This window comes from Nesterenkonia xinjiangensis (assembly GCF_013410745.1).
Taxonomy (GTDB): domain Bacteria; phylum Actinomycetota; class Actinomycetes; order Actinomycetales; family Micrococcaceae; genus Nesterenkonia; species Nesterenkonia xinjiangensis.
This window is the reverse complement of sequence record NZ_JACCFY010000001.1, coordinates 894,084-914,214: the sequence shown is the minus strand read 5'-3', so window position 1 is coordinate 914,214 and position 20,131 is coordinate 894,084. Positions and strand designations below refer to the sequence as shown.

The following is a 20,131-nucleotide window of genomic DNA, read 5'->3' as shown; positions in this document are numbered from 1 at the left end:
GGCAGGGATCCCACAACTTCACAGCCTGTCGACGTCGCGAGTTGCTTTGGCCCGCGGCGTCGATCCGGTCATCGCCGCCATGGTGACCACAACCCTCTGTCCACGCTCCTGTGGCAGCAGGGCAACCGCACGACATGTAAGGACGCTTCAACATGGCCCCGAAGAAGAAAGTCGCCGGCCTGATCAAGCTGCAGATCCAGGCAGGCGCCGCCAACCCGGCCCCGCCGATCGGACCTGCCCTCGGTCAGCACGGTGTCAACATCATGGAGTTCTGCAAGGCCTACAACGCGGCGACCGAGTCGCAGCGCGGCAATGTGATTCCTGTGGAGATCACGGTCTACGAGGACCGCTCCTTCACCTTCATCACCAAGACCCCGCCGGCCGCCGAGCTCATCAAGAAGGCCGCTGGTGTGGCGAAGGGCTCCGGCGTGCCGCACACCGAGAAGGTCGGCAAGCTCTCCCAGGCTCAGGTCGAGGAGATCGCCCAGACCAAGATGGAGGACCTCAACGCCAACGATCTGGCGGCGGCCTCCAAGATCGTCGCCGGCACCGCCCGCTCCATGGGCATCACCGTCGACGGCTGAACACAGCCTTCCGGCTGAACAGAACATCGTGGGAAGGGCCGAGCGCGGTCCGACACACCACACCTGCTAAGGAGAACACCGCAGATGGCACAGCGCAGCAAAGCATACAAGGCATCTCTCGAGAAGATCGGTGAAGACAGCCAGTACCTCCCGGCGGAGGCCGTGGCCCTCGCCAAGTCGACCAACCCGTCGAAGAAGGACACGACCGTCGAGGTCGTCTTCCGTCTGAGCGTCGACCCCCGCAAGGCCGACCAGATGGTCCGCGGCACCGTCAACCTGCCGCACGGCACCGGTAAGACCGCCCGCGTGGTGGTCTTCACCCAGGGTGACAACGCCGCCAAGGCTGAAGAGGCCGGTGCAGACCACGTCGGCGCCGACGAGCTGATCGCCAAGGTCGCCGACGGCTGGACCGACTTCGACGCCGCCGTGGCCTCGCCGGACATGATGGGCAAGGTCGGACGCCTCGGCAAGATCCTGGGCCCGCGCAACCTCATGCCGAACCCGAAGACGGGCACCGTGACGCCCGACGTCGCCAAGGCCGTCTCCGAGATCAAGGGCGGCAAGATCGACTTCCGTGTCGACAAGCACGCCAACCTGCACTTCATCATCGGCCGGACCAACTTCGACGTGAAGCAGCTGGCCGAGAACTACGCCGCCGCACTGGACGAGATCCTTCGTCTGAAGCCGTCGGCGTCGAAGGGCCGCTACATCCAGAAGGCGACCGTCTCGACCACCTTCGGTCCGGGAATCCAGGTCGACCCCAACGTCACGAAGGTCGTCCTCGACGCCTGAGCCGACATCGGCATGAGCTGAGCCGCCGGCGTCCTGACGTCGCGGACAGAGACAGAGAGGACCCCGATGCACTAGGTGCATCGGGGTCCTCTCTGTCTCTGTCCGGGGGAGGAGTCAGTCGGTCTGACCCACCCAATGCAGCAGGCTGGCGAGTGCGGCTGTGACTCCGGTGCTCAGCGTGGGCTCCATGACCGGTCCGAAGTGCGGGGAGTGGTTCACCGGGCCCTCCGGATCGCCGTCGGCGGTGCCGCCGAAGAACCAGAACACGGTGGGCACCCCGATGGATGCTCCCAGCCAGCCGAAGTCCTCCGAGCCCATCTGCGGTCCGGACTCGGTCACCTGCTCCTCCCCGAGGGATCCGCGCAACGCCTCAAGGACCGTCTGGGCCGTCGCCTCGTGGTTGTGGTTGAGCGGGAAGTCATAGATCTCGCGGATCTCCGGCTCCTCGAGGTCCGCTCCGGCGGCCTCGGCCCGGATGATCCGTCGGACCGCGGCCAGCACCTTTTCGCGCACCTCCGGCGTGAGGGTGCGGACGTTGACGGTGAACTCAGCCTCGGCGGGGATGATGTTCTCCTTGAGTCCCGCGTGGAAGGTGCCGACGGTGACGACGGCGGGGTCCTGAGGCGCCAGTTCGCGGGAGACGATGGTCTGCAGTCTGGTGACCATCGCCGCGGCGGCCACGATGGGGTCCCGTCCGTTCTGCGGCTGCGAGCCATGGGTCTGCCGCCCCGGGACGCGCACCCGCAGTGAGTCGGCCATGGCCATCGCCGGGCCCAGGCTGAGCCGCGCCGTGCCGGCCTGGTCAGGGGAGACGTGCTGGCCGAGCACGACCTCGGGGCGGGGCGCCCGGTCCCAGAGGCCGTCGGCGACCATCGCCCGCGCCCCGGCCGCGGTCTCCTCCCCGGGCTGGAAGATCAGCACCACTGTGCCGGACCAGCGCTGGCGTTCCCTGAGCAGCAGCCGGGTGGCGGTGACCAACGAGGCCACGTGGGTGTCGTGCCCGCAGCCGTGCATCACCGGCACGTCGGTGCCGTCCTCCAGCCTGCCTCGAGCAGTGGAGGCGTAGGCCAGCCCGGTCTGCTCCGCGATGGGCAGCCCGTCGGTGTCGGCGCGGAAGGCGACGACGGGCCCCGGCCCGTTGCGCAGCAGGCCCACCACTCCGGTGCCGCCGCAGCGGAAGTGCTCCACGCCGAGCTCGTCGAGGATGCCCTCGATGCGCTCGGCGGTGCGGTGCTCCTGCATGCTGAGCTCCGGCTCGGCGTGCAGTGTCCGGTAGAGCTGATGCATCTGCTCCTGCTCCGCAGGATCGAGGGCGAAGGCGGGCAAGGCATGGGTCTGTGTCATGGGGTGGTCTCTCCTCAGATGGGCCGGGTGGGAATGTGGTCTGTCGCTCAGGATCTCGGGGGCCGGTGCTCACCGGACTCCGCAGACGCCGCGGCGCCGGGGACGACGGGTCGGTCGCCGTCGGCGTCTCCGTCCTCCTCCTGTGGGCCGGACGGCCCACGGAAGAACCACGAGGCCAGGACGGTCAGCAGCACAGCCAGCGCGATGCCGAAGGGTCCGATGGCGGGGGCCAGGGGCACCAGCACAAGGATGACCAGCAGCGACATCACCAGGGCGAAGCCGGTGCTGCGAGCCTGGCGGACCGTGACGACGGCCTGGACGACGACGGCGCCGAGGATCGCGGGCAGGATGTAGAGCTGAGCGATCTCGATGACCGGCTCGGGCACCACGCTCAGCAGCCAGGTGCCCAGCACCCCGACGAACAGCAGCAGCGAGACGATGTGCACCACCGCCGCGCCGCAGATGGCCATCACCGCGACCAGGTCGCCCTTGCGGCTGCCGGGCCGCACGTCCAGGCGGTTCTGCGCGACGATCGCAGCCGGCAGGAGCTTGTTGGCGATGTTGCCGATCATGAAGGCCTGATACATGGCGGCCTGCCCCAGGATGGGGAAGTAGGTGATGGGCTCGACCATCGCCAGCACCAGGTAAACGGCGGCCACGGCCAGATACGCGGTCAGGAGCTGGCTGAAGGTGATGTCGAAGTCCCCGACGGCGAGCAGGATCAGCGGTGCGGCCAGCGACACCATCAGAACGGCGCCCATCGTGGCGCGGCCCCAGCGGGCGGTGGTGTGTTCGAAACGGCTCATGGCCAGGTCTGCGGTGTTCATGGTCTCCCTCTCGGTCTCCTGATCTCCCTGTCCTGATGCGGCGCGGATCAGCCCAGGTGCCCGTGGTGGACCACGTAGATGACGGCCAGGGCGATGATGATGGCCAGGCCCAGCGCCCACTCCTTGAGCCAGCCGAGGTCGAAGCGCCGGGCGAGCCACATCATCGCGGCCATGCTGGCACCTGAGACGAGGACGGCGATCACGTGGATCGCGGACTTGGGCAGTTCGGTGATGGTCAGCGCCATGAATGCGGCCAGGAGGGCCGAGCCGGGGATGATCGCCATCGCCCGGGGGTTCACTCGTGCGATCCGGCGGCTGCCGCGCTTGAGGATCGGCGTGAAGATCAGCGTGAACAGCATCCAGGCTCCGCCGGAGACGCACATCGCGAAGAACGCCACCACGAACACCTCCTGGGTCCAAGCGGGCCCGCCCAGATCGGCACCCATGCTGCTGGCGGCGATGGTGGCCGAGGCCGTCTCCGTGGCTGCCGAACCCACCAGCCCGATGCGCATCAGGACCGCAGGGGTGCCGAAGAGCGTCAGCAGGGCGATGGCCACCAGCACCACTGCCAGAGAGGGCCCCACCGAGGCTGCCGCCCCGGAGCGGAAGGCCCGGTTCAGGTCTCGGCGACTGATGCCGACGTCCTCTCCGGCGGCCCTGGCCGCACGGATGTAGATCCAGGACTGCACGCCGATCACGGCGAAGACCACCAGGGCGCAGACCCACAGCCAGGGCGACTGGGCCACCGCCCAGATGTCGTTGGAGCTCGCGGTGCTCATCCAGATGCCTCCCTCGGTGAAACGTGTGGTCGAGTCTTGGAAGTTCGGGGCGGCGATTCAAGGATTCACGGAATAGGACGGTGCCGATGTCGCATTCCGCCAGCCCTGGTCCATCGCTCACCTCAGCAGGCAGGCTGGGCACCACCTGGACGGATGGAGGGCATATGGAGGATCTGCTGGAGCACGGGGCCGCCCGGCTGGTGGAGCTGATAGTCCGTGGCGAGCTCAGCTCCGTCGAGCTGACCCGGGCGCATCTGGCGCAGATCGAGGAGGTGAACCCGCGTCTGAACGCCGTGGTGACCCTGGAGCCCGAACGGGCGCTCCAGGAGGCTCGCGCCGCGGACGCCAGGCGCTCCAGGGGAGAGCCTGCGGGGCTGCTCCACGGCCTGCCGATGACCCACAAGGACACCCACGACGTCGCCGGGATGCGCACCACACAGGGCTCCCCGCTCTTCGCCGACCACGTCCCGGAGGCCGACGACCCGTTGATCGCCCGGCTGCGCCGCGCCGGTGTCGTCTCCACCGGGAAGACCAACGTGCCGGAGTTCGCCGCCGGGTCCCACACGTTCAACGACGTCTTCGGGGCCACAGGGAACCCCTACGACACCACGCGCAGCGCCGGCGGTTCCTCGGGAGGGGTGGCCGCCGCCGTGGCCTCCCGGATCCAGCCGCTGGGGGAGGGCAGTGACATGGGCGGCTCTCTGCGCAACCCCGCCTGCTGGTGCAACATCGTGGGATTCCGACCCTCCCATGGGCTGATGCCGGGAGCTTCACCGGGCAACGTCGAGGCCTGGTTGGGGCGCAGCGGACCGATGGCCCGCACCGTGGAGGACATCGCACTGTTCATGCGGGCCGTCGTCGCGGGGACCTCGGATGTTCCTGGGACGCCGTTCCTGCCGCCCGAGGCGTTCCTCCTGACCGGCCGGGAGCCACGCGCCCGAGACCTGGCCGGCGTGCGGGTGGGGGTGACTCTGGACCACGGGCTCGACGTGCCGGTGGAGCCCGCGATGCGGGAGGCTCTGCAGCGGGCCGCCGCCGCCTTCGAGGAGCTCGGTGCGGAGGTCGTCGAGTCCCGTCATGACTTCACGGGCGCCGACGAGGTCTTTCGCGTCACCCGCGCCCTGGACTTCGCCGGAGCGCTGGGCGCCCTGGTGAGCGACCACCGGGAACGGATCAAGCCCGAGGTCATCTGGAACGTGGAGCAGGGACTGGCCCTGACCGTCGAGCAGATCCTCGACGCCCGACGGCTGCTCGCCAGGCTGCGCGCGGCCACGAGATCATGCTTCGAGCAGGTCGACCTCCTGCTCAGCCCCGGTGCGCAGCTGGCACCCTTCGACGTCTCCCTGCGATGGCCCGAGGAGGTCGACGGTCGCCCCATGGAGGACTACCTGGACTGGATGCGCTCGGCGAGCATCCTCTCCGCCGTCGGGATCCCCACACTGGCACTGCCTGCCGGCTTCGACGCCGAGGGCCTGCCGACCGGGGTCCAGCTCAGCGCGGACCATCTGCGCGACCCCTGGCTCCTGCAGTGCGGGTGGGCCTACGAGAGGGCCACAGGTTGGTCCTCGGTGGCCCCGGGCATCCTGAGGAGCTGACCGCCCCTCTTGCGGGCACCGGCCACCATGGAGACGTCGAGGGCGCCCACGTGCCGTGCCCAGGGACTTTCGGTGAGGAAGCGGTACAGCGCGGGCGGATCGGTGACGGTGATGTCAGCCACCACCTGGCACGCCCCGGCAACGGCGGCCACATAGCGAGCCCGGCGATCCGCGGCGATCTCGGTGGCCACCTGCTCGATCCGGTGCGGGGGCACACGCATCCACAGGAGCGCCTCGGTGTGGAGTCCCGCCGCGCCGGGCTCCACCAGGGCACGGATGTTCACCCGGTCGTCCTCCAGGAGCAGATCGAACCGGCGTCGGACCGTGGACTCAGAGACCCCGGCGCGGCGGGCCATCTCTTCGTGGCTCATCCGGCCGTCCACGGTGAGGGCGTCGAGGATGACACGGTCCACGTCGGTCTCGGGCCCGTGGCAGGAACCGTCGGGGAAGACATCAGCGGGACCGGAGGTCAGCGCCCGGATCTCAGCGTCGGTCAGCGCGCCCAGCCGCCAGCCGCGGATGGTGCGGAAGTACCGCAGGATGGGCAGCGTCTCGGCCCGGGAGAGCCCAGGGGTGATCGAGGCGTCCAGGGAGTAGGAGGGCGAGCGCGGGCTGCGGAAGACCTCGGCGACCACGTCGAAGGCGCCGCTGAGCACGTAGGTGAAGGTGGAGTCGGGGCGCATCGCCAGCGCCTCGGCCGTGGTGAGTCGGGCGCCGGGGTGGCAGATCCCGCGCACCACTGTGCTCTGCCCCTCGGGCCGGATCCCGGCGACGACGACGCGGCGGGACTCCAGCAGCGCGGTTCCACGGCGGGCGATCAGCCGCTCGTGCTCACCCAGCACCCGCGCGATCCGCCGCCAGCTGGCACGCGGGTCGCACTGCAGGGCCTCGGTGATGCGGAGTTCCAGCTCGTCGAGCACATCTGCCCCTCTCCGGCCGGCGGGACCGACCTGCTCATGGGGTCCGAGCGTACTTCAGCGATGTTCCAGATCTATGACATACGTCGCAGTGACGCTCGGGTAACGTGTTCGGAGAGCTCGCCGAGGGCACGGAGAGGAGCGCCACGGCATGGACGGCACGAGCAACAGGGCTGCTCAGCGGGCGGTGGAGGCCCAGGAGCTGCACCAGATGGGTCTGTCCACCGCCGCGGGGCAGGCCTATCTGGAGATGCTGGGGCAGGGGACCCGACAGGTGAGCCCACCCCCGGAGGTGCGTTCCGAGCTGGCCGCGGCCGGCCTTCTGGGGGAGACGGAGGAGGCCGGCGTCTGGCTGCTCAACGACCCGCGGCAGGTCCTGCGGGCCGCGGCGCGTCGGCACCGGAGGCAGGCGGAGGCGGTGCTGCATCTGGAGCATCGGCTCGGGACGCTGTGGGACCGGCCCCGTGCGGCCGGCACGGAGATCGTGGAGGTGCTCCATGGCCGCAGTGCGGTCACGCAGGTGGCGGACTCCTCCCAGCTGGCGGTCCGCCATCAGGTCAGATCTCTGGATCGAGGCCCGTATTCGCCCTCCACCGCGGGGACGATGTGCCCGATCCAGCGAGAGATGCTGCCCCGTGGAATCCGGTACCGGACCGTCTACGGGGACGACGCCGCCTCAGCGCCGCACATCCGGCGGGCGATCGGTGAGGCGATGGACCTGGGTGAGGATGCCCGGGTCCACGCGGCCGTGCCGATGCGGCTGCGCATCATGGACGAGGATCTCGGGCTGATCGTGCTCAACGAGGAGGAGCGTGTCACCGGGGTGCTGGTGCACCCCTCACCGCTGCTGGCCGCACTGATCGGCCTGTTCGACTCGATCTGGGCGACCTCGGTGCCCCTGGGCGTGGCGGAGGACATCCCCCGCCTCGACGACGTCGACGGGAACACCCGACGGCTGCTGCGACTCATGGCCTCCGGTCTGACGGATGAGCATATGTCCCGCGAGCTGGGGATCAGCCGCCGGACCCTCTCCCGGAAGGTGCAGCAGCTGTTGGAGCACACCGGCGCGCGGACCCGCTTCCAACTGGGGGTGCAGGCCGCGCGCCGGGGATGGATCGTCTGAGGATCACTCCCCGTGGTGCTGCTCCATCAGCATCTCGCGGACCATCCGGTTGGCCTCCTTGACCGCATCGGTGCGCATCTTGACCTTTACCGTCTGCTGGGCCTCGTGGACATCACCGCCGACCTGGTATGCCTGGTCCTCTCCGGGCAGCGGCAGCGCCCCGCAGGCCACGTTCTTCGGCAAGGTGCCATCCAGGAAGAATGCCTCCACCGAGTCGTCCACGCAGGTGGTGCCGTAGGGGAACAGGCCGTGGGTGCCCTCGTTGTTGACGCTGATCAGCGTCGTGTTCGGCATGATCTTCGCCGAGCGCTCGCCGGCCTCGTACGGGGTGGCGGCGTCGAACTCAGACTGCAGGATCAGCGTCTCGGGGTGGGTCCGCTGGTGCGGCTTCGGCTTCTCAGTCACCGCGGGCCAGTGGGCACACAGCGGAGCACCCATGAACGGGCCGATGTAGGGGGCCTTGGTGTTCAGGTCGGCGACCCAGGCGTCCCAGTAGCCCCGGGACCGGTTCCACTGGCCGTCCTGGCAGCGGATGGCGTCGAAGGAGCCGTCGAAGCTGACCGTCTCTCCGGTCGCCGCGGCCCGCTCGACCTCCACGAGGCGCTGGACCTCCTCGCGGGCCTTCTCGAACAGCTGGGCCTGGACCGCGCCCGACTCGACGGGATCCACGGCGACCCCGTCGGAGGCGGCGATGAGGTCCTCGAGCTGGGCGGCCAGCTCGGTTGCGCCGTCGGCCTCCGGAGCGTCCAGCGCGATGAAGGTGGCGACGGCGTCCGCGGCGCCGGGGTAGCCGGCGGTGGAGTACATGGCCGGGATCACGATCTGGGCGGTGATGAGTGCCCCGAGCGGGTCTCGGGTGCCGCCGGCCTGCTCCCAGGCGCGACGGATCTCCAGGGGGTCCTCGCTGAGCTGGTAGGTCTCGTGGTTGCGGGCCATGTAGGGCAGCAGCATGTCCTGGAACTGACGGTCGCGGCTGCGGGGCTGCAGGTCCCAGGTCTCCTGCAGGGACTTCCGGGTGAGATCCGTGGCCGAGTCCAGCAGGAATCGGTGGGAATGGCTCGGGAAGAGCGTCTGGTACCAGCTGCCCAGCCAGGTGCCGTAGGAGTAGCCCACGTAGCTGATGCGGTCCTCGTTCAGCAGGGCTCGGAGGAAGTCCATGTCATAGGCGGTCTGCTCCGTGGTGATGAACGGCGTGAGCAGGTTGTCCAGGCACCCGGCCGCGGCCGCGGCGCCGTCCTCCCAGGCGTCGTGGGAGGTGTCCGGCTGGTACTCACAGCTCAGCTGGGTGGACTGGCCCACTCCGCGCGGGTCGAATCCGACGAAGTTGAACTCCTCGGCCAGATCGGGCGATCGCATGGCCATGGCGGCACCCCACGGGAGGCCGGAGCCGCCGGGCCCGCCCGGATTCACCAGGGCGATCCCCTGGGAGCGCTCGGGGTCGGCCGTGTCCGTCACGGAGAGCCGGACGGTGATGGTCTCGCCGTCGGTGGGGTCGTGCCAGTCGCGGGGGACGGTGACATCCGCACAGGCGAGTCCTTCGATCTCCTGCAGTGCGGCCTGGGTCTGCGGTGCAAGATCGGGGAAGGTGCAGTCCTCCCACGTCAGGTCCTGGTCGAGCAGGTGGGCGCCGAGCTCTCCGGCGTCCGCGTGGGAGGATTGGGACGAAGCTGAGACGGTGGCCCCTCCCTCCGGGGCGGCGCTCGCCGCAGGGGCGAGGCTCAGCGTCAGCGCTCCTGCGGCGGCGACGGCCGCTGCACGGGTGGTCATGGACTGGGGAATCACGGTGTCCTCCTGGTCGAGTGACGAGTGGTCACCATGCTCGCCGCAGAAGGGCCCTCGGTGAAGGACATCGACCTGGCGCATGTGTGCCATGACACAGATCGGCCACGGGGTCCAGGTGCTGCCCGAGGTCGCGGAGGTCGGCGGCGACGTGCGTCATGGTTCCGTGCTCTTGCACCGTTTTTGCGCCGCCGCGAGGCGCTGTGTAAGATGAACGATGACCAAAGACCGCCGGTCGTTGTCGTCGTGCGGAGATCAGTGGCACTGAGCTCCGCGGTCGTCGGGCATGATGCCCGAGGTGCGACGCAACTGTAAAGGCCCGTCCGGGCGACCTGCGCAGGTGCACCTTGAGCCGTCCTCCACTCGGAGTGCTGTGTCCGCACAGTGAATCCTGTCTGGAGGCCTGACGAGCCCCGTGCCTGCGCACTGGGGCTTTTTTCATGCCCCGACGGTTCCCGGTGGGACTGACCGGCTCGATTGATCGGAAGGAGTGCCATGGCGAATCCTGAGAAGGCTGCCGCCGTTGCCGAGCTCGTGGACCAGTTCCGCAGCTCCAGCGCCGCAGTGCTCACGGAATACCGCGGCCTCTCCGTGGGCCAGCTGCAGACTCTGCGGCGGTCCGTGCGGGAGAACGCGAACTACGCCGTGGTGAAGAACACGCTCACCGAGATTGCGGCCAAGGAGGCCGGCGTCGACGCCTTTGAGGGCAAGATGTCCGGTCCGTCTGCGATCGCCTTCGTCCACGGTGACCCCGTGGACGTCGCCAAGGCGCTGCGTGACTTTGCCAAGAACAACCCTCAGCTCATCGTCAAGGGCGGCTACATGGATGGCGCCGCTCTCGATGAGGAGGGTATGAAGAAGCTCGCGGATCTTGAATCCCGTGAGGTTCTGCTCGGCAAGCTGGCAGGTGCCTTCATCGGCGCCCAGTCCAAGGCTGCCTCCACCTTCCAGGCCCCGATCTCCAAGATCGCACGCGCAGTCGACGCACTGCGGGCCAAGCAGGAAGAGGCTGCCTGAGCCGAGTGACACGAGGGTGAGAGTCCGGTGGCGTACCGGGCCCCTCACCACGTCGCTCTTCGGAGCGGCGGTGACCACCAAGATCCGCATGTGCGCACGTCGCGAACCCGCGGCGGAGCACGTCGAGACATGAGAAGGAGCGCCCACCATGGCGAAGCTGAGCAACGACGAGCTGATCGAGCAGTTCAAGGACATGTCCCTCATCGAGCTCTCCGAGTTCGTGAAGGTCTTCGAGGACACCTTTGACGTGACCGCCGCCGCCCCGGTGGCCGTCGCAGGTGCCGCCCCGGCTGGCGGCGGCGAGGACGAGGCTGCTGAGGAGCAGACCGAGTTCGACGTCATCCTCGAGGCTGCTGGTGACAAGAAGATCGGCGTCATCAAGGAGGTGCGCGGTCTGACCTCCCTCGGCCTGAAGGAGGCCAAGGAGCTGGTCGACGGCGCCCCCAAGGCAGTCGTCGAGGGTGTCGACAAGGACGCCGCTGAGAAGGCCAAGGAGGCCCTGGAGGGCGCCGGCGCCACCGTCACCGTCAAGTGATGATCGCGGCCTGAAGGTCGCTTCTCGCAGGTCCTCTGGACCATCTGCGCAGACGAATCCCCGGGAGAGTGTCTGAGGACACGCTCCCGGGGATTCTTCTGTGTCGGGGAGGGTTTCTCAGCCTGGACGTCCGGAGTAGACCGTGGCCTCGCCGTTGAGCACGGTGGTCACCGCAGTCAGCGAGGCGGAGGCATCGTCCGCCTGCAGGTCGTAGGTGTTGTAGAGGCCGTACCCCTCCGCGACGGTGCGGTTCGCGAGGGAGGCTGCGGTGGCGTGATCCGTGGCGTCATCCGTGGCGGAGATGTTCACCGCTGCCGGTGCGAGCTCCTCGGGAGAGAGTCCGGGGACCTCGGGGATGAGCCACGTGCCGTACATCGAGTTCCAGCTGTAGTCGATGAGCTCGCCGACATGGATGCCGTCGTACTCCAGCGTCTCGGTGATGGGGCCGTACCAGTACAGGGAGATGATCTTCCCCGGCATGCGGGCGCGCAGGGCGTGGACCAGGTATGGGAAGGACCAGTCGTTGGGCGGGTGGCCGAGGTCGTAGCGGGCCCACTCGTCGTCGAAGTCGATGCCGTCCAGGCCGTAGGTGTGGACTGTGTCCGCGAGCTGGGCGGCGAAGGCGTCGGCCTCCTCATAGGTCTGGAAGTTCGCGGGTCCGACACCCTGGTGGTTGCCGAGGATTGACAGCAGGATCTTCATCCCTCGTCTCTGCAGCGGACGGACCTCGGTGGAGACATTCTCCAGCACGGCGGTGACCTGCTGGTTGTGGTGCAGCACGGCCCTGTCGCCGTCGGAGTTGATGTTGGAGGCGAAGATGATGCCGATGTCGAACACGTCGGCGCCGCTCTCGGCCAGTCTGTACTTCCCGAGGTTGGTCATGCTGTGGTCGTTGACCTCCACGTAGCAGACCATCCCTGGTCCGGTCTTCACCCCGCCCGGCGGACGGCCTCGACCGCGAGCTCTGCCCGCCCCCTGACCGCGCCCTCCTGGATGGTTCATTCCGGCGGCCGAAGCGGAGGCCGCCGCGGAGGCGGCCAGCAGTCCGCCGGCCGCCATGGCACCGGCGGCGCGCAGCGCGTTCCGGCGGGAGAATGGATTGTTGGTCATGGTGATGTCCTCTCTTCGCAGGGCGAGCCCATGAGACCCGGATCACAAAATGACCGGTTTAGTCACCATTAGTCAAGCCTGTGCTCACGCATTCCCGCGGGCGAGTCACCTTTGCGTCGGCCCGTAGGTGAACCGGTTGACCATCGACGGAGTCGACCTGAGCGCCAGTTCCGGGGTGTCTGCATCGTCTCCGTCCGCCAGGATCAGTAGCATCATCCAGAAGACCGATGACGACAAGGACGGTGACGTGATGATGGTGACCAGGACGACGCGTGCACTGCTGGGCGCGATGGGGGTCGGCGCCCTGGTGCTGACCTCCTGCGCCGTGGCGGAGGACTCGGAGGGTGAGGTCGACGAGACTCCCGCGGCCCCGGACGAGGGCGGCCAGGACGAGGACGACCAGACCGAGGACGACGCCGACGTCGAGGAGCCCGAGGACGGCGAGGATGATGCCCCGGTCGATGAGCACCTCGACGGCGAGCTCAGCGGGGATCGCGTGGATCCGGATGCCTTCGAGGTGCCGCCGGACGAGCAGAGCCAGGCCACGGGTGCCCGCGCCTGGCAGTTCGAGACCCCCAGCGGCCGGCACATGTGCAGCCTGGGACGCTCTGGCGAGGCTGCGACCCCGGCGGTCGTGTGCTCTATGGCGTTCGATGAGGACGCGGAGCCCGAGCCTGACGACCAGGGGCGTGATCGGCACCCCACGCTGCTGGAGACCGAGGCCGGGCTCTTCGGCTATGACGGTCCGGTGTACCCGGAGTTCGAGCCCTCCGAGGTGCCGACCCTGGACTACGGTGAGGTCCTCGAGGTCGAGGGCATCTCCTGCACTGTCGACGAGGAAGCGATCACCTGCGTCGCCGGTGACCATTGGATGCAGGTCTCCCGCGGGGGCTACGAGTTCTCCAGCGACGATGAGGCCCAGGAAGCTGAAGAGGCTGAGGAGGCCGACGCGGCTGACGTGTGAGCCGAGGTGAGGGCGACGTGGCGTCAGCCCGCGGCTGCTCGGCTCCTGCGCAGCGTCATCGTGGGGCTCCCCCTGCCAGGCGTCCGCCCGGGCCGTAGAGCGCGGCGACCTGCGCCGACGTCGGCTCCGGGGTGGCCTATATCCGCGTGCCGGGCTTGGGGCGCAGTCCGGCGCCGACCAGTGCGAGGCCGGCCACGGCGCAGACCGCGAGGGCGACCAGCAGCGGGTCGAAGACCACGCCCAGCACGAGGGTCGCCAGACACCAGAGGGCGAGCATCAGGCAGATCGCGCCGACGATGAACTGCCCGACCCTCATCCGTCCGCCGGTCCGCCGAGACCGGTGTGCGGCTGGAGCAGCCACAGCGGCTCCCGGGGAGGCGGAGGTCGAGGTGCTGTTCCGCTCCATCTCGGCCCGCTCGTACCATCGGGGGCGGCGTTCCGGCTCCCTCCAGGCGAACTCCTGCTCGCTCTGTGCCTTCAGCGAGTCCGCCAGCAGGGCGTCCACATCCTCGGGCTCCGGGGGCGGGGCCGCAGGACGGGTGGGCGAGCCTGTCGAGGCGCCCGTGGGGGAGGGGGCGGCGGAGGGAGTGTGCTGATCGCGCTCCCGGGGTCCGGTGGTCATCGGGGGGATCCTTCCAGAGTGGTCGGGGCGGTGCCGGGGACCGGGTAGCCGGCGAGGTCGACGGAGTCCTGGCCGGCCCCCTCGAGGTCGCCGCCCTCGGATGCCGGGGCGCCGACGGACTCCTCGGCGTAGGTGGTGGCGTCATAGATGGTGACCCGGTTGAAGGCGGTGTTGGCCGTCAGTCGGATCTGCAGGTCCGCATCGGCGTCGCCGACGGTGTGTTCGGTGAGGTCCATCCCTCGGGCGCTGCGCTGCTCGTCCTGGGTGTGGATGTCCAGGCGGCCGAGCGCCTGCCGGGACTCCACGGTCAGGGCCGCGTCGTCGGGGATCACCACGGTGACCCGGGCGAACGCGCTGTTGAGCTCCGCATGGACGACCTCGGTCTGGCCGGGTTCTCCGCTGGTCAGGTGGCGCAGGTCCATGGTGGAGTTGGCGAACGCCGAGTTCATCGACTCGTCTTGGCTGGTGTACTGTCCGAACGCCACGTTGGAGCCGTGGAGAGTGGGGGCGCTGCCTGGGTTCTGGTGCAGGAAGAAGGTGGCCAGCATGGCCAGCGTGGTCACGGTCAGCAGGAATCCGCGGCCGCGCCTGCCGCGCAGGGCCGCCACCATGTGCAGCAGCGCCAGCACGGAGACCAGCCCCACCAGGCCGACCAGCAGTGCCGACGTGCCGGGGATGCCCAGCACCGCCACTGCCAGCAGGACGCCGGAGGCCGCGGCCAGCAGCAGCCCGAAGGAGACCATGCGTCGGCGCCTGGCCTCCTCCCGCTGCGCGAGGGTCGGCATCACCGCAGTGGATCGGCAGGAGTCGGTCTCGTCCTGAGCGCCGGGGGAGGCGGCGGGGGGAGTGCTCTCCGAGTCTGCAGACTCCTTGGGATACCAGGCCGGGCGGCCGTCATCACGGACGGATGACGAGCTCCCGGCCGGTGCTTTTCCCTGGGCGGGCTCCTCTCGCTCCGAGTGCTGTGCGCGGGCCTCCCGGCGAGCGTCGTGCCGCGCCTGACGGGCTTCCCGACGGGCTTCGTGCCGGGCGTCGCGAGCGGCCTGACGGTGCTGCTGACGGGCGTCGTCGTCCTTGGGCCGCTGTGACCCTCCGGCTCCGGGCGCGTCGCCGGTGCCCCGCTGATGACCGCGGACCAGGGCCACCACGATCCACACCACCACGCCGATCACCAGCAGGTTCACCAGGATGGCGAACGGTCCGGCGATGCTCAGCGGGGTGAAGACGTTCAGCGCGCCCACCACGGCCAGCGTGGCGCCGCCGAAGAGGCCGGCGGTGAAGTCGCCGCGCAGCGCCTGCTGCACAGGGATCCGGCCCTCGCGGTCCGGGACCAGGATCCAGGCCAGCCCGTAGAGCAGGATCGTCGGGGAGAAGAAGAGCACGACGGCGACGACGCCCAGACCGCGCACTAGGGCGGCGTCCCAGCGGAGCTTCTCCGCCAGCAGGGCCATCACGCCGCCGATCCATCCGGTGTCCGGGCGGTGGAGGCCGGTGGAACGGATCCAGTCGAAGAACTGGTGGCCGGCCTCAGGCCGGGGGCCGGGAGCGTCCGGCCGTGGCCGGGCCTCCTCATCACGGGGAGTGGTCGAGTCATCCATGGCTCCAGCTTCCTCCCCCAGGCCGGGTGCGCGCTATGGGGGTTCACCCTGATTCGACCCTGATCCTTCCCTCAGAAGCCCGGAATTCCGGGCAGCACCGGCGATCAGGGCAGGCGGGCGTGGCAGGATGGAGCCATGGTGACCGAGACGGAGCGACCCCCTCTGCGCAGGGGTGTGGGAACTCCGGTGGCGGGGGTCTGCCTGGGAGTCTCCCGGCACCTTGGGGTCTCTCTGCCGGTGGTGCGCGCCGTGATGATCGGTCTGGCCATCGCTGGCGGTGTGGGGATCCTGCTCTACTGCTGGCTATGGATCTTCGTGCCGTCCGAGCAGGAGCCCGAGGCTTCGGCCGGAGTGCGTGGCCTGTCGGGACCGGCGGTCGAAGGCGGCGGGGATCCGAGCGAGGGCTCCGGTGAGCCGACGTCCTCTGCCGGGGAGGACCCAGGGGCTCGGATCCGGCGGATTCTCGACAGCCTCACCAGCTCCCCAGAGGTGCTGCTCGGCGGGCTGCTGCTCGGTGCGGCCGCGCTGCTGGCGCTCTCCCTGGCGGGGGTGCCGCTGAACTGGCGGCTCTTCGGACCACCCGCGGTGCTCGTGGTCGGAGTCCTGCTGGCCTGGTCCCAGGTGGACAAGACCGGCCGCGGCGGGACCGACCATGGCACGCTGTGGCAGATCGTCGGCGGGGCTGGTCTGGTGGTGGTGGCACTGCTGGTCATCGCCGGCGGGATCCTGCCCGGTGGAGACCTGCTGCTGGGCCTGATCGTGGCGATGATGCTGCTGGCCGGTATCGCCCTGGTGATCGCCCCCTGGCTCATCCGGCTCTACCGCACCGCCAGCACGGAGCGCACGCGCGCGGCCGCGGAGGCGGAGCGCGCGGACATCGCGGCCCACCTGCACGACTCCGTGCTGCAGACCTTGGCGATGATCCAGAAGCAGCGCCAGGATCCGGCGGCGGTGGAGCGCCTGGCGCGCAGCCAAGAGCGGCAGCTTCGCGGCTGGCTGTACCGTCAGCAGGAACATGAGTCCGGCACTCTGAAGGATCGGCTCAGCGCCACGGCGGCGGAGCTGGAGGAGATGCACGACGGCACGGTGGAGGTCGTCGCCGTCGGCGAGTCCAGGCGTCAGGACCATCGGGCGCTCGTGGGGGCCGCCCGCGAGGCCATCGTCAATTCGCTCAAGCATGCCGGCCCGGCGTCGGTGTATGTGGAGTCCGATGCCACCCAGGATGCGGTGTTCGTCCGCGACCGGGGCCCAGGGTTCGAACTCGACGGCATCGAGGAGGATCGGCTGGGCGTGCGCGAGTCCATCATCGGCAGGATGCGCCGGGCCGGCGGCGAGGCGCGCATCCGCTCGAACGGTCGGGGCACCGAGGTGCAGCTGTTCATGCCTGTGGACGCCGCCGGCGAGGAGGAGAACGGTCATGAGTGAGCAGGCAGGCGCGTCCGCCGGGCGGACCCGCAACAGGGTGGTGATCGTCGATGACCACGCGATCTTCCGTTCCGGTCTCCGTGCGGAGCTGGACGGGCGGGTCGCCGTAGTCGGGGAGGCCCATGACGTCGACTCCGCGATCCTCGCGGTCCGTGAGCACCGGCCGGAGGTGGTGCTGCTGGACGTGCACCTGCCCGGTGGCACCGGAGGCGGGGGAGCGGAGGTGGTCAGGGCCTGCCGGGACCTGCTCGAAGAGGTCCAGTTCCTGGCGATCAGCGTCTCCGACCAGGCCGAGGATGTGGTCTCAGTGATCCGCGCCGGGGCCCGAGGCTATGTCACCAAGACCATCAGCTCAGATGAGCTGGTGGACGCGGTCGGAGTGGTCTCCACAGGAGACGCCGTGTTCTCCCCACGGCTGGCTGGATTCGTGCTGGACGCGTTCGGGACGTCCTCGGCGGCCCAGGACGTCCGAGACGAAGAGCTGGACCTGCTCTCCGCCCGTGAGGTGGAGGTGATGCGGCTGATCGCCCGCGGCTACACGTATCGGGAGATCGCCTCGGACCTGTTCATCTCGGTCAAGACGGTGGAGTCCCACGTCTCGAAGGTGCTGCGGAAGCTGCAGCTCTCCTCCCGGCACGAGCTGACCCGGTGGGCGGAGCAGCGCCGGATCGTCTAGCCGCCGGGGTCCGGTCCGGCCTCAGGGCGGTGGTCGGCTCAGCAGTCGGGGGCGTCCCGGCGTCGGCTCCGCTCACCCCTGCTGCGTCATGGCGATGAGCTGCGCGACCTTCTCGCGGTCCAGCCCGGCCCCGGCGAAGCCGCTGATCCTGCCCAGGGGGAAGGACTTGAGCATCCTCAGCAGCCCCTCTGCGCTGAACACGTCGTCCTCGCCGACCTGCACGGCCTGCTGCAGCGAGTCACGGATGAGCGGGCCGGTCACCGGGTGCGCGAGCGCGTCGCCGAGGGTGGCCTCCGTGCTGAGCGGGACGGCGACCTCGTCGCCGGGCACCTCTACGGTGGTCTCCTGGCGCAGGTCGCGGGAGGAGGCGCCGACGGCGACGACGTGCTCCCCGCCCTCGACCACCCAGTCGTCCAGCCGGACGTCCCAGTGGGCGAGGTCCTCCCGTGCCACGGTCAGCTCCACCGTGTGTGACTCTCCGGCGTCCAGCGCCACCGCGGCGAAGGCCTTGAGCTCTCTCGGGGCGCGGGCCACCGCAGAGCCGGGACGGCCCACATAGGCCTGCACGACCTCCCGCCCGGGGCGGTCGCCGGTGTTGGTGACGGTGACCTGCAGGTGCAGGCCCGCGTCGTCGGAGCTCACCTGCAGAGCGGAGTGCGCGAAGCTGGTGTAGCTCAGCCCGTGTCCGAAGGGGAAGGCCACCTCTAGCTCGCGGGCGTCGTACCAGCGGTAGCCCACGAAGATGCCCTCGCCGTAGCGGACGTGCCCGTGCTCGCCGGGGAAGTCCAGATAGGCGGGGGAGTCCGCCAGCCGCACCGGGATGGTCTCGGTGAGTCGGCCGGAGGGGTTCGCGGTGCCGTAGAGCAGGTCTGCTGTGGCGGAGCCGCCGGCCTGTCCGAGCAGCCAGCCCTCCAGGATCGCGGGGACCTCCTCGGCGAAGGGCAGGGCCACCACACCGCCGTGGGAGAGCACCACGACAGTGCGCGGGTTGGCCTCCAGCACGGCGTCGACCAGGGCCAGCTGCTCGGCGGGCAGGTCGATGTGCTGCCGGTCGAAGCCCTCGGACTCCGCGGCGGCGGGCAGGCCGAGGAAGATGACGGCGACGTCGGCGGCCCGGGCGGTCTGCACGGCCTCGGCGCGCAGCTCCGCGTCCTGGGCCCCCGCAGTCTCCTCGACTCCCTCAAGGCGGAAGCCGGGGGAGAATCGCACCTCGCCCGAGGAGGCTTCGGTGAGGGCCGTCAGAGCGTCGTCCACGCGGGTGGGGCTGATCTGGGAGCTGCCGGCGCCCTGATAGCGCGGGGTGCGGGCGAACTCGCCGATCACGGCCACCGAGTTCCGGGGGTTCAGCGGGAGCAGCGCGTCGTCGTTCTTCAGCAGCACGGCCGAGCGAGCAGCAGCCTCACGGGCCAGGCCGTGGTGGGCCTCCGAGTCCCAGGCCTCGACCTCGGTCTCGGCGCCGCGCAGGGACTTCTGCACCAGCTCGACCACGCGGGCCGCACAGGCGTTGAGCGTGTCCTCGGCGAGTTCGCCAGCTCGCACGGCGGAGAGCACCCGCTCCTGGCTGACACCGCCGTTGGTGGGCATCTCCAGGTCCAGCCCGGCGCGCAGGGCCGCGGGCCGGTCCGCGACGCCGAACCAGTCCGAGACGACGAGTCCTTCGAAGCCCCACTGGTCACGGAGCACCTCGGTGAGCAGCCAGGGGTTCTGGGAGGCGTAGGTGCCGTTGATCTTGTTGTACGAGCTCATGATCGTCCACGGCTGGGTGGCCTTGACCGCGCGTTCGAAGCCGCGCAGGTAGATCTCGCGCAGCGGTCGGGGGTCGACGTCGCTGGACGTCCGCATGCGGTCGTGCTCCTGGTTGTTCGCAGCGAAGTGCTTCAGCGAGGCGCCGACGCCACGGGACTGGATGCCCCGGGTGACGGCGGCGGCGAGCTCGCCGGAGACCAGAGGGTCCTCGGAGAAGTACTCGAAGTTGCGGCCGCACAGCGGGGAGCGCTTGATGTTCATCCCCGGCCCGAGCACCACGCTGACGTCCTCGGCGCGAGCCTCCAGTCCGATGGCGGCGCCCACGCGCTCAGCCAGCTCGGTGTCGAAGGAGGAGCCCAGGGCGACAGCGGGAGGGAAGCAGGTGGCCGGCACGCTGTTCTCCAGGCCGAGGTGGTCGGCCGCACCGGCCTGCTTGCGGAGCCCGTGGGGGCCGTCGGTGACCATGATCGCCGGGATGCCGGCCTCGTCCACGGCGGCCGTGGTCCAGAAGGTGGCGCCGACGACGAGGTCGGCCTTCTGCTCGAGCGTGAGGCCGGCGACGACGTCGGCGGCTGTGCCCGTGCGCAGGTCTGCGGGGGTCGAGCTGGTGGTCATGGGGGGGGGGGATCTCCTGGTGTGCCGGTCAGGGGTGGCCTGCGGGGGACGGGTCGGGGCGGAGGAACGCTCATGTGCTCTCG

The 20,131-nt window shown here is 69.7% G+C and carries 18 protein-coding genes; 9 read left to right on the top strand and 9 right to left on the bottom strand.

Going from position 1 to position 20,131, the window contains the following annotated elements:
• Nucleotides 1–152: 152 nt before the first annotated feature.
• On the top strand, nucleotides 153–584 hold the full coding sequence (gene rplK, locus HNR09_RS04230) for a 50S ribosomal protein L11 (protein WP_179540916.1): 432 nt from the start codon (nucleotides 153–155) through the stop codon (nucleotides 582–584).
• An 84-nt stretch (nucleotides 585–668) separates the two neighbouring features.
• Complete coding sequence (gene rplA / locus HNR09_RS04225; protein ID WP_179540915.1) at nucleotides 669–1,376, top strand: 50S ribosomal protein L1; 708 nt, start codon at nucleotides 669–671, stop codon at nucleotides 1,374–1,376.
• 114 nt (nucleotides 1,377–1,490) lie between these two features.
• Here rplA and HNR09_RS04220 read toward each other — a convergent pair whose 3' ends face one another.
• From HNR09_RS04220 to HNR09_RS04210, 3 genes are read right to left on the bottom strand one after another with little or no spacing between them, the layout of a single operon-like run.
• Nucleotides 1,491–2,720, bottom strand: coding sequence for an amidohydrolase (locus tag HNR09_RS04220; protein ID WP_179540914.1), 1,230 nt, complete (start codon nucleotides 2,718–2,720; stop codon nucleotides 1,491–1,493).
• Between the two features lie 47 nt (nucleotides 2,721–2,767).
• Nucleotides 2,768–3,547, bottom strand: a complete 780-nt coding sequence (locus HNR09_RS04215; protein ID WP_179540913.1) for a hypothetical protein — start codon at nucleotides 3,545–3,547, stop codon at nucleotides 2,768–2,770.
• Nucleotides 3,548–3,594: 47 nt separating this feature from the next.
• On the bottom strand, nucleotides 3,595–4,326 hold the full coding sequence (locus tag HNR09_RS04210) for a DUF5058 family protein (RefSeq protein WP_179540912.1): 732 nt from the start codon (nucleotides 4,324–4,326) through the stop codon (nucleotides 3,595–3,597).
• Between the two features lie 164 nt (nucleotides 4,327–4,490).
• On the opposite strand from HNR09_RS04210, the gene HNR09_RS04205 reads away from it, so the two are divergent.
• Entirely contained in the window at nucleotides 4,491–5,921 is a 1,431-nt protein-coding gene (locus tag HNR09_RS04205; RefSeq protein ID WP_179540911.1) for an amidase, read from the top strand.
• On the opposite strand, the gene HNR09_RS16325 is transcribed toward HNR09_RS04205, so the two are convergent.
• The gene (locus tag HNR09_RS16325; protein ID WP_179540910.1) at nucleotides 5,867–6,841 is read right to left on the bottom strand and encodes an AsnC family transcriptional regulator; all 975 of its coding nucleotides are present in this window, start codon (nucleotides 6,839–6,841) and stop codon (nucleotides 5,867–5,869) included. The two genes, HNR09_RS04205 and HNR09_RS16325, sit on opposite strands and share 55 nt — an antisense overlap.
• Nucleotides 6,842–6,989: 148 nt before the next feature.
• On the opposite strand from HNR09_RS16325, the gene HNR09_RS04195 reads away from it, so the two are divergent.
• The gene (locus HNR09_RS04195) at nucleotides 6,990–7,961 is read left to right on the top strand and encodes a helix-turn-helix domain-containing protein (RefSeq protein ID WP_179540909.1); all 972 of its coding nucleotides are present in this window, start codon (nucleotides 6,990–6,992) and stop codon (nucleotides 7,959–7,961) included.
• Nucleotides 7,962–7,964: 3 nt separating this feature from the next.
• Here HNR09_RS04195 and HNR09_RS04190 read toward each other — a convergent pair whose 3' ends face one another.
• Nucleotides 7,965–9,743, bottom strand: coding sequence for an alpha/beta fold hydrolase (locus HNR09_RS04190; protein ID WP_218881879.1), 1,779 nt, complete (start codon nucleotides 9,741–9,743; stop codon nucleotides 7,965–7,967).
• Between the two features lie 492 nt (nucleotides 9,744–10,235).
• Between HNR09_RS04190 and rplJ the strand changes: the two genes are divergently transcribed.
• Complete coding sequence (rplJ, locus tag HNR09_RS04185) at nucleotides 10,236–10,757, top strand: 50S ribosomal protein L10 (protein ID WP_179540908.1); 522 nt, start codon at nucleotides 10,236–10,238, stop codon at nucleotides 10,755–10,757.
• A gap of 148 nt (nucleotides 10,758–10,905) precedes the next feature.
• On the top strand, nucleotides 10,906–11,292 hold the full coding sequence (rplL, locus tag HNR09_RS04180; protein ID WP_179540907.1) for a 50S ribosomal protein L7/L12: 387 nt from the start codon (nucleotides 10,906–10,908) through the stop codon (nucleotides 11,290–11,292).
• A 117-nt stretch (nucleotides 11,293–11,409) separates the two neighbouring features.
• Here rplL and HNR09_RS04175 read toward each other — a convergent pair whose 3' ends face one another.
• Complete coding sequence (locus HNR09_RS04175; protein WP_179540906.1) at nucleotides 11,410–12,402, bottom strand: endo-beta-N-acetylglucosaminidase H; 993 nt, start codon at nucleotides 12,400–12,402, stop codon at nucleotides 11,410–11,412.
• A 136-nt stretch (nucleotides 12,403–12,538) separates the two neighbouring features.
• Here HNR09_RS04175 and HNR09_RS04170 point away from each other — a divergent pair, with 136 nt between their 5' ends.
• The gene (locus HNR09_RS04170; RefSeq protein ID WP_179540905.1) at nucleotides 12,539–13,366 is read left to right on the top strand and encodes a hypothetical protein; all 828 of its coding nucleotides are present in this window, start codon (nucleotides 12,539–12,541) and stop codon (nucleotides 13,364–13,366) included.
• A 136-nt stretch (nucleotides 13,367–13,502) separates the two neighbouring features.
• On the opposite strand, the gene HNR09_RS04165 is transcribed toward HNR09_RS04170, so the two are convergent.
• Nucleotides 13,503–13,988: a phage holin family protein gene (locus HNR09_RS04165; RefSeq protein ID WP_179540904.1), complete on the bottom strand. Its 486-nt coding sequence runs from the start codon at nucleotides 13,986–13,988 to the stop codon at nucleotides 13,503–13,505.
• The gene (locus HNR09_RS04160; RefSeq protein ID WP_179540903.1) at nucleotides 13,985–15,586 is read right to left on the bottom strand and encodes a PspC domain-containing protein; all 1,602 of its coding nucleotides are present in this window, start codon (nucleotides 15,584–15,586) and stop codon (nucleotides 13,985–13,987) included. The genes HNR09_RS04165 and HNR09_RS04160 overlap by 4 nt, the downstream gene beginning before the upstream one ends.
• 135 nt (nucleotides 15,587–15,721) lie before the next feature.
• Here HNR09_RS04160 and HNR09_RS04155 point away from each other — a divergent pair, with 135 nt between their 5' ends.
• On the top strand, nucleotides 15,722–17,011 hold the full coding sequence (locus HNR09_RS04155; protein ID WP_179540902.1) for an ATP-binding protein: 1,290 nt from the start codon (nucleotides 15,722–15,724) through the stop codon (nucleotides 17,009–17,011).
• A complete protein-coding gene (locus tag HNR09_RS04150; protein WP_179540901.1) occupies nucleotides 17,004–17,687 on the top strand; it encodes a response regulator in 684 nt (227 codons plus the stop codon). The genes HNR09_RS04155 and HNR09_RS04150 overlap by 8 nt, the downstream gene beginning before the upstream one ends.
• A 72-nt stretch (nucleotides 17,688–17,759) precedes the next feature.
• Here the strand turns inward: HNR09_RS04150 and HNR09_RS04145 are convergent, their stop codons facing one another.
• The gene (locus tag HNR09_RS04145) at nucleotides 17,760–20,048 is read right to left on the bottom strand and encodes a glycoside hydrolase family 3 C-terminal domain-containing protein (RefSeq protein WP_179540900.1); all 2,289 of its coding nucleotides are present in this window, start codon (nucleotides 20,046–20,048) and stop codon (nucleotides 17,760–17,762) included.
• Between the last annotated feature and the right edge of the window lie 83 nt (nucleotides 20,049–20,131).

What these genes read in the sequence shown, in the direction of transcription:
- rplL (WP_179540907.1), top strand. Translation starts at nt 10,906, where the DNA reads ATGGCGAAGCTGAGCAACGACGAGCTGATCGAGCAGTTCAAGGACATG.
- rplA (WP_179540915.1), top strand. Translation starts at nt 669, where the DNA reads ATGGCACAGCGCAGCAAAGCATACAAGGCATCTCTCGAGAAGATCGGT.
- HNR09_RS04165 (WP_179540904.1), bottom strand. Translation starts at nt 13,988, where the DNA reads ATGACCACCGGACCCCGGGAGCGCGATCAGCACACTCCCTCCGCCGCC.
- HNR09_RS04210 (WP_179540912.1), bottom strand. Translation starts at nt 4,326, where the DNA reads ATGAGCACCGCGAGCTCCAACGACATCTGGGCGGTGGCCCAGTCGCCC.
- HNR09_RS04150 (WP_179540901.1), top strand. Translation starts at nt 17,004, where the DNA reads ATGAGTGAGCAGGCAGGCGCGTCCGCCGGGCGGACCCGCAACAGGGTG.
- HNR09_RS04205 (WP_179540911.1), top strand. Translation starts at nt 4,491, where the DNA reads ATGGAGGATCTGCTGGAGCACGGGGCCGCCCGGCTGGTGGAGCTGATA.
- HNR09_RS04160 (WP_179540903.1), bottom strand. Translation starts at nt 15,586, where the DNA reads ATGGATGACTCGACCACTCCCCGTGATGAGGAGGCCCGGCCACGGCCG.
- rplJ (WP_179540908.1), top strand. Translation starts at nt 10,236, where the DNA reads ATGGCGAATCCTGAGAAGGCTGCCGCCGTTGCCGAGCTCGTGGACCAG.
- HNR09_RS04220 (WP_179540914.1), bottom strand. Translation starts at nt 2,720, where the DNA reads ATGACACAGACCCATGCCTTGCCCGCCTTCGCCCTCGATCCTGCGGAG.
- HNR09_RS04145 (WP_179540900.1), bottom strand. Translation starts at nt 20,048, where the DNA reads ATGACCACCAGCTCGACCCCCGCAGACCTGCGCACGGGCACAGCCGCC.
- rplK (WP_179540916.1), top strand. Translation starts at nt 153, where the DNA reads ATGGCCCCGAAGAAGAAAGTCGCCGGCCTGATCAAGCTGCAGATCCAG.
- HNR09_RS04175 (WP_179540906.1), bottom strand. Translation starts at nt 12,402, where the DNA reads ATGACCAACAATCCATTCTCCCGCCGGAACGCGCTGCGCGCCGCCGGT.
- HNR09_RS04155 (WP_179540902.1), top strand. Translation starts at nt 15,722, where the DNA reads ATGGTGACCGAGACGGAGCGACCCCCTCTGCGCAGGGGTGTGGGAACT.
- HNR09_RS04195 (WP_179540909.1), top strand. Translation starts at nt 6,990, where the DNA reads ATGGACGGCACGAGCAACAGGGCTGCTCAGCGGGCGGTGGAGGCCCAG.
- HNR09_RS04215 (WP_179540913.1), bottom strand. Translation starts at nt 3,547, where the DNA reads ATGAACACCGCAGACCTGGCCATGAGCCGTTTCGAACACACCACCGCC.